This is a genomic window from Geodermatophilus sp. SYSU D01176, from assembly GCF_054050015.1.
In genome coordinates this window covers 1-13,357 of sequence record NZ_JBJGYN010000007.1, presented here as the reverse complement: position 1 = coordinate 13,357, position 13,357 = coordinate 1, and the positions used below count along the sequence as shown (strand labels likewise).

General features: G+C 73.2%; 15 protein-coding genes and 1 pseudogene. 6 read left to right on the top strand and 10 right to left on the bottom strand.

Annotated features, from left to right (window positions below):
- Positions 1-114: 114 nt before the first annotated feature.
- Positions 115-447: an oxidoreductase gene (locus ACI78Z_RS06085; protein ID WP_457035630.1), complete on the top strand. Its 333-nt coding sequence runs from the start codon at positions 115-117 to the stop codon at positions 445-447.
- Positions 448-516: 69 nt separating this feature from the next.
- Here ACI78Z_RS06085 and ACI78Z_RS06080 read toward each other — a convergent pair whose 3' ends face one another.
- Positions 517-2,028, bottom strand: a complete 1,512-nt coding sequence (locus ACI78Z_RS06080) for a leucyl aminopeptidase (protein ID WP_457035629.1) — start codon at positions 2,026-2,028, stop codon at positions 517-519.
- 104 nt (positions 2,029-2,132) lie between these two features.
- On the opposite strand from ACI78Z_RS06080, the gene gcvT reads away from it, so the two are divergent.
- On the top strand, positions 2,133-3,251 hold the full coding sequence (gene gcvT, locus ACI78Z_RS06075) for a glycine cleavage system aminomethyltransferase GcvT (RefSeq protein WP_457035628.1): 1,119 nt from the start codon (positions 2,133-2,135) through the stop codon (positions 3,249-3,251).
- A 5-nt stretch (positions 3,252-3,256) separates the two neighbouring features.
- Here the strand turns inward: gcvT and ACI78Z_RS06070 are convergent, their stop codons facing one another.
- The 4 genes from ACI78Z_RS06070 to ACI78Z_RS06055 are packed head-to-tail and all read right to left on the bottom strand — an operon-like array spanning position 3,257 to position 5,541.
- Positions 3,257-4,381, bottom strand: a complete 1,125-nt coding sequence (locus ACI78Z_RS06070) for a YihY/virulence factor BrkB family protein (RefSeq protein WP_457035627.1) — start codon at positions 4,379-4,381, stop codon at positions 3,257-3,259.
- Position 4,382: 1 nt separating this feature from the next.
- Positions 4,383-4,661: a DUF4235 domain-containing protein gene (locus ACI78Z_RS06065; RefSeq protein ID WP_457035626.1), complete on the bottom strand. Its 279-nt coding sequence runs from the start codon at positions 4,659-4,661 to the stop codon at positions 4,383-4,385.
- Entirely contained in the window at positions 4,658-5,107 is a 450-nt protein-coding gene (locus ACI78Z_RS06060) for a DUF3618 domain-containing protein (protein ID WP_457035625.1), read from the bottom strand. The genes ACI78Z_RS06065 and ACI78Z_RS06060 overlap by 4 nt, the downstream gene beginning before the upstream one ends.
- A complete protein-coding gene (locus tag ACI78Z_RS06055; RefSeq protein ID WP_457035624.1) occupies positions 5,104-5,541 on the bottom strand; it encodes a phage holin family protein in 438 nt (145 codons plus the stop codon). Before ACI78Z_RS06055 ends, ACI78Z_RS06060 begins: the two co-directional genes overlap by 4 nt.
- Before the next feature lie 124 nt (positions 5,542-5,665).
- Between ACI78Z_RS06055 and ACI78Z_RS06050 the strand changes: the two genes are divergently transcribed.
- Positions 5,666-5,878 (top strand): hypothetical protein, encoded by a 213-nt coding sequence (locus tag ACI78Z_RS06050; RefSeq protein WP_457035623.1) that lies wholly within the window; start codon positions 5,666-5,668, stop codon positions 5,876-5,878.
- 155 nt (positions 5,879-6,033) lie between these two features.
- On the opposite strand, the pseudogene ACI78Z_RS06045 reads toward ACI78Z_RS06050, so the two are convergent.
- Both ACI78Z_RS06045 and ACI78Z_RS06040 read right to left on the bottom strand, forming a co-directional pair.
- A pseudogene (locus ACI78Z_RS06045) lies at positions 6,034-7,017 on the bottom strand (aldo/keto reductase family protein).
- Between the two features lie 25 nt (positions 7,018-7,042).
- Positions 7,043-7,651, bottom strand: coding sequence for a DUF3043 domain-containing protein (locus ACI78Z_RS06040; protein WP_457035622.1), 609 nt, complete (start codon positions 7,649-7,651; stop codon positions 7,043-7,045).
- Positions 7,652-7,797: 146 nt separating this feature from the next.
- On the opposite strand from ACI78Z_RS06040, the gene ACI78Z_RS06035 reads away from it, so the two are divergent.
- Positions 7,798-8,145: a HesB/IscA family protein gene (locus tag ACI78Z_RS06035; RefSeq protein WP_448607882.1), complete on the top strand. Its 348-nt coding sequence runs from the start codon at positions 7,798-7,800 to the stop codon at positions 8,143-8,145.
- 162 nt (positions 8,146-8,307) lie between these two features.
- Here the strand turns inward: ACI78Z_RS06035 and asnB are convergent, their stop codons facing one another.
- The 3 genes from asnB to ACI78Z_RS06020 are packed head-to-tail and all read right to left on the bottom strand — an operon-like array spanning position 8,308 to position 11,019.
- Positions 8,308-10,239 carry an asparagine synthase (glutamine-hydrolyzing) gene (gene asnB, locus ACI78Z_RS06030; protein WP_457035621.1) on the bottom strand — a complete coding sequence of 644 codons (1,932 nt, stop codon included), beginning with the start codon at positions 10,237-10,239 and terminating at the stop codon, positions 8,308-8,310.
- A gap of 53 nt (positions 10,240-10,292) precedes the next feature.
- On the bottom strand, positions 10,293-10,664 hold the full coding sequence (locus ACI78Z_RS06025; protein ID WP_457035620.1) for a DUF3817 domain-containing protein: 372 nt from the start codon (positions 10,662-10,664) through the stop codon (positions 10,293-10,295).
- Positions 10,654-11,019 carry a metalloprotease gene (locus ACI78Z_RS06020; protein ID WP_457035619.1) on the bottom strand — a complete coding sequence of 122 codons (366 nt, stop codon included), beginning with the start codon at positions 11,017-11,019 and terminating at the stop codon, positions 10,654-10,656. The genes ACI78Z_RS06025 and ACI78Z_RS06020 overlap by 11 nt, the downstream gene beginning before the upstream one ends.
- A 285-nt stretch (positions 11,020-11,304) precedes the next feature.
- On the opposite strand from ACI78Z_RS06020, the gene ctaC reads away from it, so the two are divergent.
- Positions 11,305-12,174, top strand: coding sequence for an aa3-type cytochrome oxidase subunit II (gene ctaC / locus ACI78Z_RS06015; protein WP_457035618.1), 870 nt, complete (start codon positions 11,305-11,307; stop codon positions 12,172-12,174).
- A gap of 48 nt (positions 12,175-12,222) precedes the next feature.
- Positions 12,223-12,624 (top strand): cytochrome c oxidase subunit 4, encoded by a 402-nt coding sequence (locus tag ACI78Z_RS06010; RefSeq protein WP_457035617.1) that lies wholly within the window; start codon positions 12,223-12,225, stop codon positions 12,622-12,624.
- The last annotated feature ends 733 nt before the right edge of the window (positions 12,625-13,357 follow it).

Sequence of the window (13,357 nt, the reverse complement as noted above, 5' to 3'; positions counted from 1 at the left end):
GGGCGGAGGATGATCCTCGCCCATCCTGCCACTCCGGGAACGCGGTCGCGGGCAGCACCGTTGCCACGGCTGACGTCGGGACGCCAGCGCGACGCCGGAGCGACGGGAGCGGGCATGGGGCTGTGGGGCCGATCGCGGCGGAAGGCACCGGGCCGGGGCACGCTCGACCGCGGCTCCGAGCGGGCCGACGTCGCCCACCTCGAGCAGTTCGTCGCCAGCCGCCGGGGTGTCGAGGGGTACGTCGAACCCCGGACGGCGGTCACGGAGACCACGATCGTCCTCGTCGCCGCGGACGGCGAGTGGACGCGGCGCCGGATCGACGGCCCGGAGACCGCCCGACGGCTCTCGCGCGAGCTCGGCATCCCCGTCTACGACGCGCAGGTGACCGGCTACCCGCAGCGGATGCGGGACTGGAACAAGGACCCCCGTCCCCCTTCCCCTCGGTGAAGGACCCCGTCCTCCTCACCCCTCGCAGGCTCGGCCCGAGCCTGCGAGGGGTGAGGCCGTTCCCGTCCGTCACCTGGCGGCGATGAGGTCCTCGATGGTGGCCAGGAGCGTGCGCACGGGGACGCCGGTGCCGCCCTTGGGCGTGTAGCCCCACGGCGAGCCGGTGTTGTAGCTCGGGCCGGCGATGTCGATGTGCGCCCACGGCACCCCGGCCGGCACGAACTCGGCGAGGAAGTGCGCCCCGACGAGCATCCCGCCCATCCGGTCGGCGTTGGCGTTGACGAAGTCGGCGATCGGCGAGTCCAGCCCGCGGCGCAGCTCGTCGGGCATCGGCATGGCCCACATCGCCTCGCCGCTGCGGCCGGAGGCGGCCACGACGGCGTCGCGCATGTCGTCACTGCCCATGACACCGGCGGTGCGCGAGCCGAGGGCGACCAGCTGCGCGCCGGTGAGCGTGGAGGTCTCCAGGATGGCGTCGGGGGAGTCCTCGGCGGCCCGCGCGAGGGCGTCGGCCAGGATCACGCGGCCCTCGGCGTCGGTGTTGGTGATCTCCGCCTTCTTGCCGTTGCGGAAGGTCACCACGTCGGCAGGGCGGTAGGCGGTGCCGCTGGGCAGGTTCTCGGCGATGGGCACGGTGGCGGTGACCTCGACCGGCAGGCCGAGCTCGGCGACCAGGCAGACGGTGGCGATCACGGCGGCGGCGCCGGCCATGTCGCTGGTCATGTGGTGCATGTTCGCGGCCGGCTTGATCGACAGGCCGCCGCTGTCGAAGGTGATGCCCTTCCCGACCAGCGCGATCTTCGTGCGCGCCTTCTTCCCGGCGTAGGTCAGCCGCAGCAGGCGCGGCCCGCGCGCGGAACCGCCGCCGACGGCGAGGACCCCGCCGTAGCCGCCGGCGGCCAGCGCCTGCTCGTCGAGCACCTCGACCTTGAGCCCGGCCGCCTTCCCGGCGGCCGCGCCGCGGGCGGCCAGCTCGGCGGGGTAGAGGTCGTTGGGCGGGGTGTTGACCAGGTCCCGCACCAGCGCGACGGCGCCGGCGACCGCACGGGCGCGCTGCAGCGGGGCCTTGGCGTCCCCGGCGCCGGGGACGACGACGGTGAACTCCCGCGGCGGGGTGGGGCGGCCGTCGGTGTCGGACTTGTACGCGGTGAACTCGTAGGCGCCGAGCAGGCTGCCCTCACCGACGGCGTGCAGCCGCTGCTCGTCCGGCGTCCCGCCGACCGCGGCCAGCAGGGTGACCACCGACGCGCGGCCCGACAGCGCCCGGCTCGCGGCGCCGGCGGCGCGGCGGACGGCCTCGGGGGAGTACCCCCCACCGGTCATGGGCGCGCCGAGGCCGACGGCGGCGACCACGGGGAACGGGCCCTGGCCTAGGGAGGCGACCCGGGTGACCTCGTCCTCGGCGCCGCGGGCGCCCAGGTCGGCGAGGGCGCCCAGCAGCCGGCCGCCCAGCAGCCGGTCGACGGCCTCCGCGCCGGGTGTGGGCAGGAGGCCGTCGGGTCCCTTGCCGACACCGACGACCACGGCGTCGGCGGAGAGCTTCTCGAGCGGGCGGTCGGTGGCGGTGATCGTCGGCGGCACCGCTCGATCGTAGAAGGACCCTCCTGCCCCCACCGTTCGCCGGCTCACGGCGGGCCCCTGCAGGAGGGCCACCCAGCCACTGCCGGCACCGATAGCGTCTGGGGGTGACCGCGCGGACCTCGCCCCTGCACGACCGGCACGTCGCGGCCGGCGCCAAGCTCGCCGACTTCGGTGGCTGGTCGATGCCCATCGAGTACGCCGGCGGCGGGGTGCTGGCCGAGCACGAGGCGGTCCGCACCGGGGTGGGCCTGTTCGACGTCTCGCACCTGGGCACGGCCACGGTCCGCGGACCGGGGGCGGCGGCGTTCGTCGACAGCTGCCTGACCAACGACCTGTCCCGCATCGGGCCCGGCCAGGCGCAGTACACGATGTGCTGCCTGCCCGACGGCGACCCGCGCGCCGGAGGCGTCGTCGACGACCTGATCGTCTACCTGCACGGCCCGGACGACGTCCTGCTGGTGCCGAACGCCGCGAACGCCGCCGAGGTGGTGGCCCGGCTGACCGACGCCGCGCCGGCCGGGGTGACGGTCACCGACCGGCACACCGAGGTCGCCGTCCTGGCCGTCCAGGGGCCGCGGTCGGCGCAGCTGCTGGCGTTCCTGGGGCTGCCCGGCGAGCTGCCCTACATGTCCTTCGTGACCGGCATCGGCGGCGGCTCCGCCGAGGTCACCGTCTGCCGCACCGGCTACACCGGCGAGCACGGCTACGAGGTGCTCGTGGCCGCCGACCGCGCCGGGGAGCTGTGGGACGTGCTGGTCGAGACGGGGCGGGACGAGGGGCTGCGGCTGTGCGGGCTGGGTGCCCGCGACACGCTGCGCACCGAGATGGGTTACCCGCTGCACGGCCACGAGCTCTCGCCCGACATCACCCCGGTGCAGGCCCGTGCCGGCTGGGCGGTGGGCTGGCGCAAGCCGGCGTTCTGGGGCCGGGAGGCCCTGCTGGCCGAGAAGGAGGCGGGGCCGGCCCGCCTGCTGTGGGGTCTGCGCGCGACCGGCCGTGGCATCCCGCGGCGGGGCATGGCCGTCCTGGAGGCCGACGGCGCCCGCGTCGGCGAGGTCACCAGCGGCACCTTCTCGCCGTCCCTGCGCACCGGCATCGCCCTGGCGCTGATCGACACCGCCTCCGGCGTGGCGGAGGGCACCGAGCTGGCCGTCGACGTGCGCGGGCGGCCGCAGACCGTGCAGGTCGTGCGGCCGCCCTTCGTCCCCTCGCACGTGCGCTGAGCGGTTCAGCTGCGGGGGTGTGACTCCTTGGTGGGCACCGGAGGGTCGGGCAGCGAGTCGGCCATCGTGGCGTCGCGCTCGCCCATCGGCTGGGGCGGGCCCTGCGTGGTGTCCTCCGCCGTCTGGTGCTCGGCCTCGGAGTTGATCTCCGCTCCGAGCAGGATCAGGTAGCAGGTCAGGTACAGCCACAGCATCAGCACGATCACGCCGGCGATCGCCCCGTAGGTCTTGTCGTAGGACCCGAAGTTGTCGACGTAGATGCTGAAACCGAGGCTGACGAGCGCCCAGATCACCGTGACGAAGACGGCACCGAGGCTCACCCAGCGCAGCCGCGGGGCGTCCCGGTCCGGGGCGACCCGGTAGAGCACCGCCAGCGACCCGGCGAAGATCCCGAGCAGCACGACCCACCGGACCACCTGCGCGAGGACCGTGGCGAACGGGCCCAGCGGCAGCGCGTCCAGGACGTTCGGGACCACCGCGACGAGCGTGAAGGTGATCAGCACGAAGACGATCGCGCCGAGCGTCAGCCCCAGGGAGATGGCCTTGCGCTTGATGAAGCCCCGCGTCTCCACCTCGTCGTAGGCGAGGTTCACCGCGGTGACCAGGTTCCCGACGCCACCGGAGGCGCTCCACAGCGCGCCGAGCACGGAGGCGGCCAGCCCGAAGCTGAGCGCTCCGCCGCTGTTGGTGACGATGGCGTTGAGCTGGTCCCCGATCAGGTCGGCGGCGCTCTCCGGCAACTGTGCCGAGAGGTCCTCCACCTGCTGGGCCACGGTCTCCGGGGAGGCCACCAGCCCGTAGATGTTCATCATCGCGATCAGCGCCGGGAAGATCGCCAGGAAGCCGAAGAACGCGACGCCGCCGCCGATGATCGGCATGTTGTCGGCGTTGTTCTCCGCCCAGGCGCGCCGGACGATCTGCTTCCAGCCCCGCCAGGGGATCTCGGTCGGCTTGTCCGCACGGATGCCGGGTAGCTGCTCCTCGCTCGGCGCGCCGGGCGGCGGCTGGTCGGCCCGGGGGTGCGGCCCGCGGGCCTCCGCCGCCTTGGCCGCCGCCCGGCGGGCCGCCTTCTCCTCGACCCGCTCCTTGATGCGGTCGACGGCGCTGTCGCGGTGTCGGGTGCCGGCCACGTCAGTCGCCCGGCCAGTTGCCGGTCAGCTTGGTGAACCCGCGGGCGCCGGCCCGGTCGATCGCCGCCTTGGTGGCCGCGAAGATGGCGCCCTGCAGGGCCGCGGCGAGGACGACCTCGCGCATCCGGTACTCGCTCTGCAGCGCGTCGGGCGCGTCCTCCTCGTTCGACACGCGCTTCCAGACCTGCTTGAAGACCGCGCCCGAGATGACACCGGCGAGGACACCGCCGAGCAGGCCGATCGGCCGGTAGACGAGCTTGGCTCCCTTGCTGCTGGTCACTTCGTCCTCCTCACGGCCCGGCGGGCCTTCGCCGCCTTCTTCGCAGTCCGCTTCGCCGTCTTCCTCGCCGCCTTCTCCGCGGCGGCGCGGCGCGCGGCGGCCACCTTGGCGGCCCGCTTCGCCTCGCGCCTGGCCGCGCGCCGGGCGACCCGACGGTCCTTGGTGCGGCGGCGCCAGACCAGCAGGCCCAGCAGCGCGGCCACGCCGGCGCCGGCGCCGATGACCGCGGGCGGGCTCTCCCGGTAGGTCTCCACGGCGGTGTCGCGCGCCCGGTAGGCCTTCTCGCGGGCACGCTCGGGGACGTCGAGCCGGTGCGACAGCTCGTCGACGGTACGGCTGAGCTGCTCGCGGGTGGCCTCGATGTCGGCCTTGATGGCGTCGGGGTCCTTCGCCGGCGGCTGGCCGTTCGTCGTCCCGTCGGGGCCCTGGCTGGCTGGCGTGCTCACCGGCGCGCACTCTCCTTTACCGTCGCGATGTCTTCCCTGGTACTGGCGATGGCCTCGGTGGGCACCGGCGGGGTGCTCTTCTCGACGTCCTTCTTGCCGACCAGCGCCAGCACGCCGGCGACGGCGAACAGCACCACCGCGACGATCAGCGCGGCCAGCCAGGCGGGCAGCACGAGGGCCAGGGCGAGGACGGCGGTGGCGATGAGCACCGCCAGGCCGAAGAAGGCGAACAGGCCGGCCCCGCCGAACAGGCCGGCGCCGATGCCGAGCCGCTTGGCCTTCTGGGTGACCTCCGCCTGCGCGAGCCGGGCCTCGTCCCGCACCAGGCGGCTGATCTGCTCGGTGAGCTGGCCGATGAGCTGGCCGGTCGAGGCGTCCTCGGGGGCGGCGGGTGGGGCGGTCGCGCGGGTGGCACCCGCGGTGGGGTCGGTCATCGGTCCTCCGGACGAGGGGAGCTGTCGATGTCCTCACATGCCCCCGACGATCGCCGGGGTAACCAGGCGCAGGTCACACTCCGGGCACGGCGGGCCCGCCGTCGGCTCGCTAACCTCGGCGCGCATGAGCTGGTACTGGCGGTTGGAGGACCCCTCGGGAGCGGAACTGGACCCCGCCGCGATCGGGGTCGAGGTCCCGCGGGCGGACAACCAGGGCGACGCGGAGTCCTGGCTGGGGGAGAACTGGCGCGACCTGCTGGAGCGCGGGGTCGCCACGGTGACGCTCTTCGACGGCGGGCAGGAGGTCTACGGGCCGATGGGCCTGGCCGCCACCTGACGAAGGACCACCCTGCCCCTGCCACTTGTGGGACGACCCCGTCCTCCCCACCCGTCGTGGAAGGACCTCCTGCTCCCCGCCACTCGCGAGCTCGTGGCGGGACCCTGCAGGGGTCGCCGGGACCCGGCAGGAGGGGCCATCTCCGGTGGTCCTCCTCAGCCGCGGGCGGTCTTGGCGGGGTCCCGCTCGACGACGTCGCCGAGGACCTCGTCGATCCGGGTCATGACGCCGGGGTCGAGCGTCACGCCGGCGGCCGCCACGTTGTCCTGGACCTGCTCGGGCCGGGTCGCGCCGATGATCGCCGCCGCGACGTTGCGGTTCTGCAGCACCCACGCGATGGCCAGCTGCGCCATGGACAGGCCGAGGTCGTCGGCGACCGGCCGCAGGCCCTGCACCCGGGTCAGGACGTCGTCCCGCAGGAAGCGCCGCATCGACCCCCCGGCCTCCGCGTGCCCGCCCCGGCTGTCTGCCGGCGGCTGCTGACCGGGCAGGTACTTGCCGGTGAGCACCCCCTAGGCGAGCGGGGACCACACGATCTGGGACAGCCCTTCCTTCTCGGAGGTGGGCACGACCTCGTCCTCGATGACCCGCCACAGCATCGAGTACTGCGGCTGGTTGCTGATCAGCTGGACGCCGAGCTCACGGGCGAGGGCCGCGCCGGCGACGATCTCCTCGGCGTTCCACTCCGAGACGCCGACGTAGAGCACCTTGCCGGCCCGGACCAGGTCGGCGAAGGCGGTCATCGTCTCCTCCAGCGGCACCGCGGGGTCGTAGCGGTGCGCCTGGTAGAGGTCGACGTAGTCGGTCCGCAGCCGCCGCAGCGAGGCGTGGCAGCTCTCGGTGATGTGCTTGCGGGACAGGCCGCGGTCGTTGTGGCCCGGGCCGGTCGGCCAGTAGACCTTGGTGAAGACCTCGAGCCCCTCGCGGCGCTGACCCGCCAGGGCACGGCCGAGCACCGCCTCGGCCCGGGTGCCGGCGTAGACGTCGGCGGTGTCGAAGGTGGTGATGCCGGCGTCGAGGGCGGCGCGGACGCACGCGTGCGCGGCGTCCTCCTCGACCTGGCCGCCGTGCGTGAGCCAGTTGCCGTAGGCGATCGCGGAGATGGTGAGGCCGGAGCGGCCCAGGCGTCGGGATTCCACGGGGCCCGACGCTAGCCACGGCCGCTCACACCTTCGCGCCGAGCGCGACCTCCGGCTTGGGGAAGCGCCAGCGGCGGACCATGGTGGCCCGGGTGATGCCGTACCAGACCAGGCCCTTCATCTTGTGGTCCTGGTTCGGGAAGCGCTCGAGCACCGTCTTCTTGATTCGCCGGCCGAGGAAGACCGAGTCGGCGATGATCACCAGGAAGAAGACCAGCCAGAGGGAGACGGTGTAGCTGCGCACCTGCTCGTTGGGCACGAAGTTGCCGAGGAGCACCAGCGCCGCGACGAGCAGGAAGAAGCTGCCGGCGTTGCGGCGGGCGTCGACGACGTCGCGGACCAGCTTGCGGACCGGGCCGCGGTCGCGGGCCGGTAAGTAGCTGTCGTCGCCGCGGGCGGCCGCGGCGCGGGCGGTGCCGCGGTTGGCCGCCTGCTGCTCGCGCATCCGCTTGTAGGCCTCCTTGCGCGTGGTCGGCGGCGGCGGAGGAGGCCCGGGACGGCGTCCCTGGGCCTCGGTGCGCTTGGGTGTGGGCCGGCCCTTGCCGCCCGCCTTCACCAGCTGCGTGGTGAGGTCGGCGGCGGGGTCGGGCGCGGCCTCGGTGCGGTCGCGGCGTCCGGGCAGACGGAACTTCACGGCCGCGAGTCTACGTGTGACCTCGGCCGATCCCGGTCCGCACGCCCCCGGACCCCGTACAGTGGGAAGAGGCTCCGCTCCGGCGGTGTTGGCCTGCTGCAGGACGTGCCGCAGCAGGCACCCTCGAACGTGGGAGGACTTCCAACATGACGGTGCAGGACACCACGGCCACCGGCGTCATCCTGAGCGACCCGGCTGCCGCGAAGGTCAAGGCGCTGCTGGACCAGGAGGGTCGCGACGACCTGCGCCTGCGCATCGCCGTCCAGCCCGGCGGCTGCTCCGGCCTGCGTTACCAGCTCTTCTTCGACGAGCGCTTCCTCGACGGCGACCAGACCTACGACTTCGACGGCGTCGAGGTCATCGTCGACCGGATGAGCGGCCCGTACCTCGGCGGCGCCGTGATCGACTTCGTGGACACGATCGAGAAGCAGGGCTTCACGATCGACAACCCGAACGCGACCGGTTCCTGCGCCTGCGGCGACTCCTTCAGCTGAGCCGTGACGCCGCGGTCCTCCGGATCGCCCCGCGGACGGTTGGCGTCCCCCTGACGCGTTGAGCCGCTCCGTCGTTCCTCGCGGAGACCCTCCGGGACCTCACTCGTCGCGACGCAGCGCCCGGTTCCCCTCACGGGGAGCCGGGCGCTGCGTCGTCTCGCCCTACAGCCGCACCGGGTAGACGGTCTCCGGGACCTCGGGCTTGATGCGCTGCTCGACGAAGACGCCGTGCCAGACCATGAAGACCAGGAGCGTCCACAGCTTGCGGGAGAGGTCGACGGACGAGCCGGCCCGGTGGTTGTCCCGGTGCTCGTCGAGCATCCAGAGGACCTGCCGCCGGTCGAGCCACTCGTCGGTCTGGCTCTCCTCGACGACCTGCCGCGCCCAGTCGTGCAGGTCCTCGGCCAGCCAGTGGCGGGTGGGCACGGGGAAGCCGAGCTTGCGCCGGTTGAGCACGTGGGCCGGGACGATCTGCTCCAGCGCGCGCCGCAGCGCGTACTTCGTCGTCTCCTTCGTCACCCGCTGGTCGACCGGCAGCGTGCCCGCCACGGCGAAGACCTCCGGGTCGAGGAAGGGCACCCGCAGCTCGAGGGAGTTCGCCATGGTCATCTTGTCGGCCTTGACCAGGATGTCGCCGCGCAGCCAGGTGAACAGGTCCACGTACTGCATGGCGGTCACGTCGTCGTAGCCCGCGGCCCGGGTGCGCTCGTACAGCTCGCGGGTGACGGCCACGTGCGACAGGTCGGGGTCGCGGCGCTCGAGGAAGCCGAGCTCGTCGTCCCGGAAGATCCGCGCGTTGCCGTAGTAACGCTGCTCGAGGGGGATGGAGCCGCGGCGGAGCAGGTCCTTGCCGCGCATGCCGTCGGGCAGCCGCGCCGACAGCGCGCCCAGCGCCCGGCGGATGCCCCCGGGGAGCCGGTCGAACGCGGCCAGGGAGAGCGGCTCGCGGTAGATGTTGTAGCCGCCGAAGAGCTCGTCGGCGCCCTCGCCGGAGAGCACGACCTTCACGTGCTTGCGGGCCTCGCGAGCGACGAAGTACAGCGGCACGAGAGCGGGGTCGGCGACCGGGTCGTCGAGGTACCAGACGACCAGCGGGATCGACTCGGCGAACTCCTCCGGGGAGACGACCTTGGTCACGTGCTCGACGCCGATCGCGGCCGCCGACTCGGCGGCGACGTCGATCTCCGAGTAGCCCTCCCGCTCGAAGCCGACCGTGAAGGTCATCAGGTCGGGGTTGTAGCGCTTGGCCAGCGCCGCGATCGCGGTGGAGTCGATGCCGCCCGAGAGGAACGACCCGACGGTGACGTCGGCGCGCATGTGCACCCGCACCGAGTCGTCGAGGACCTCCGCGATCCGGTCGTACAACCCCTGCTGCTCGTCCTGCGCCACCGGCCGGACGGGGAAGGTCGGGTGGAAGTAGCGGCTGGTGTGCAGCTCGCCGTCCACCACGGTGAAGCTGGTGCCGCTCTCGATCCGCCGGACGCCACGGTGCAGCGTGGCGGGCTCGGGCACGTACTGCAGCGTCAGGTAGTGCTGCAGGGACGCGGAGTCCACGCCGCCCGCGGCGTCGCTGCCGCCGAGCATCTCCAGCAGCGCCTTCTTCTCTGAGCTGAAGACCAGCGCCCCGTCGGCGAGGCGCGCGGTGAACAGCGGCTTGATGCCGAAGGGGTCGCGCGCGCCGAACGCCGTCCCGGTGTGGGTGTCCCATATGACGAACGCGAACATGCCACGCAGCCGCCGGACGACGTCCTGACCCCAGTGGTGATAGCCCGCGACGATCGCCTCGGTGTCGCCCTCGGTGGCGAACCGCGCGCCCAGCGCGGCGAGCTCCTGGCGCAGCTCGACGTAGTTGTAGATCTCGCCGTTGAAGACGATCCGGTAGCGCCCGTCGGCGTAGGGCATCGGTTGGTGGCTGTGCTCGATGTCGATGAACGCCAGCCGGTTGAAGCCGAAGGCGACCCGCGCGTCGTGCCAGACCTGGGTCTCGTCGGGGCCGCGGTGCCGCAGGCAGTGCAGCGCCTCGCGGACCTCCTTCACGCGGGTGTCGTCGACACGGTCGGCGTCTGTGGACAGGTAGGCGAGCAGGCCGCACATGGGCGTGGTTCTCCGGGGATCGTCGTGTGCCGGGCGGAGTGGCCGCGGCAGGGTCAGACGCGGGCGCCGGCGCGGGTCTTGCGCGTGGCGTTGCGCTCGGCCACGAAGGACAGGATCGGAACGGTGCCTGCGACCAGGGTGAGAACCGTGCCGCGCAACGTCCAGGAGGCGCGCAGGGCGAGGTCGCAGGCGGTCAGGAAGAAGACGAAGTAGAGCCAGCCGTGCAGGGTGCCGAGGACGGTCACCGGCCCCTCGATGCCGCCGAGGTACTTGAGCGGCACGGCGACCAGGATCAGCGCGATGAGCAGGACGCCCACGATCCAGGCCATCACCCGGTAGCGGGTCAGGGCCGCGGGGACGTCGCGGCCCACCCGGCGGGCCAGCGCGTGGGGCAGGCGCGAGGCCGTCGTCGGTTCAGCGGCCATGCTCGGTCCGCTGCTGCAGCGCCCGCTCGTTGAGCTCGGCGAGGTAGGCGTTGTAGGCGGCCAGTTCCGGGTCACCCGAGGTGTCGATGCGCGGCCGCTGGTAGAGGACCAGGTCGGCGCCCGGCTCGTCCTCGTCGGGGTCGCGGCGGACCTCGTCGAGGCACAACTTCACGTAGAAGCCGAGGCCCATGAACCCGTACAGCGGCCACTGCAGCGCGTAGCTCCAGTTCACCGCGCCGCCGCCGGCCTCGGCCTTGGACAGCTGCCAGTACCCCAGGAAGAAGGTGGCGACGAAGAGGGCGGCCACCACCAGGTGCATCAGCACCCACTTGGGCGTCAGCAGCCGGGAGTACACGGCCTCGACTGTAACCGGCGCCGCCCGCCGGGCGGGCACGTCGGTGAGGGGGCTCACCGTCGCGCCGCCGGGCCGTCGTCCGGTCCCGGCGCGGCCGCGAGGGCGCCCTGCAGCTCACGGGCTCCTCGACCCGCCGGAACCCATCTCCGGTGGTCGGCCGCCGTGCGGGGTCGGCTAGTCTCCCCGCAGACTGTGGTCGGCACAGGCGCCGTTCGCCGGGCACCGGCTGGCGGCGCGCCGAGAGACCGTCCGGCGTACCGGACGAGGACGAGGAGGCAGCGAGCAGTGGCTCGAGGCAGCAGGCTCGCGCGGGTCGCCGCGCTCGGTCTCCTGGGGGTACTCGCCCTGACCGGGTGCACCCCGAACAACGAGTTCTGGCGCTGGGGCTGGCCCGACGGGATCACCGACGAGGCCTACGAGATGCGGACCCTCTGGATCTGGTCCGTCATCGCCGCCCTGATCGTCGGTTTCGCGGTCTGGGGGCTCATCGGCTGGTCGGTCGTCATGCACCGCAAGCGCGGGGACGAGTTGCCCAAGCAGACGGCGTACAACCTGCCGTTGGAGATCGTCTACACGATCATCCCGTTCCTCATCATCGCCGGGCTGTTCTTCTTCACGGTGGTCGTGCAGAACCGGGTGCAGGAGCGCAGCGCCGATCCCGACGTGACCATCGCGGTCAACGCCTTCAAGTGGAACTGGCAGTTCGTCTACCCGGAGACCACCGCGGACGACGGCGAGCCGGTGAACACGGTCGGCAACAGCGAGGAGATCCCGATCCTCGTGCTGCCGACCGACCAGACCATCCGTTTCGAGCTGGCGTCGGCCGACGTCATCCACTCGTTCTGGGTGCCGGAGTTCCTCTTCAAGCTCGACGTCATCCCGGGCAACGAGAACGGCCGGGACAACGTCTTCGAGGTGACCGTCCGCGAGGAGGGCGCCTTCGTGGGCCGCTGCGCCGAGCTCTGCGGCACCTACCACGCCTACATGAACTTCGAGGTGCGGGCGGTCTCCGCGGAGGACTACGACGCCTACCTGGCCGCGCGGGAGTCCGGTCTGAGCACCTACGACGCGCTGGAGAGCATCGGCCAGCCGGGTGCGGCCACGAGCACCGCGCCGTTCGACCTGATCGACGACGCGCAGCGGGCCGACGGCTGACGTGCCCGGCACCCGCGCACCGCACACCACGCAGCAGGAGGGACGACCGTGAAGGTCGAAGCGCTCATCTTCAACGGCATCGGGGTCTTCTGCATCATCGCGGCCGTCGTCTACGGCGTCTGGTCCCGCGAGCCGATCGGGACGACCGCGCTCGTCCTCTCCGGTGGACTGACGTTCCTCGTCGGCGGCTTCTTCTGGTTCGTCTCCCGGCGTATCGACGCCCGCCCGGAGGACCGCAAGGACGCCGACATCGCCGACGGCGCCGGCGAGCTGGGCTTCTTCAGCCCGGGCAGCTACTGGCCGTTCGGGATCGCGCTGTCGGCCGGCCTGATGGGCCTGGCGCTGGCGTTCTTCTACCCGTGGCTGATCATCACGGCCGGCGCGGCGCTGCTGATCACCATCGGTGGCCTGCTGTTCGAGTACTACGTCGGGCAGAACGCCCAGGGCTGACCCCGCCCGCCCCGACCTCGAGGGCCCCTTCCCGCTGTCGCGGGGAGGGGCCCTCGTCGTTCCGGTGACAGCGGTGTGCTGATCGGTCGACGGTTCGTGCCGTCGCAGCGGCGCGATCGGCGATCTCGCACCGTCACCGGCCGCGACGCGTGCGAGACCGCCGGTCTCGCCAGCTGACCTGCCCCTCGACCACCCCGAGGACCGCTGTGAGGCCGGGGACCTCGGCCGCCGTGCCCCTGCCAGCACGGCCGGGACGCCGCCGCTGGCACGCGTCCGGCGATGGGGCCAGCGAAGGGGAGATGCCGCTACGGCGCCCTCACGGTGTCCTCGCGGCCCAGGGCTGCCGGAGAGCGGTCCGCGGGGTCCGCCGTCCGCACCGTCCGGTGCCGGAGTCCCCTCCGGCACCGGAGAGGCCGACCGGCCTGGTGCAGGGCCGGGGTCCGCCGTCCGCGTCACGGGAGCACTGTCCGCACGGCCGGAAACCAAGGGGCGGCGACCGGGTGGGTGCGGGGCCGTGTGCTGGTGACCACGGCCGCCGTCCGCACGGCCCGGACCGACGTCGGCCCTGAGCCCGCTCAGGGCCGCGCTGAGCACTCTGCGGCGCGGGACCGTGGGGGAGGGGGGGGGGGGGGGGGGGGGGGGGGGGGGGGGGGGGGGGGGGGGGGGGGGGGGGGGGGGGGGGGGGGGGGGGGGGGGGGGGGGGGGGGGGGGGGGGGGTGGGGGGGTGGGTGGG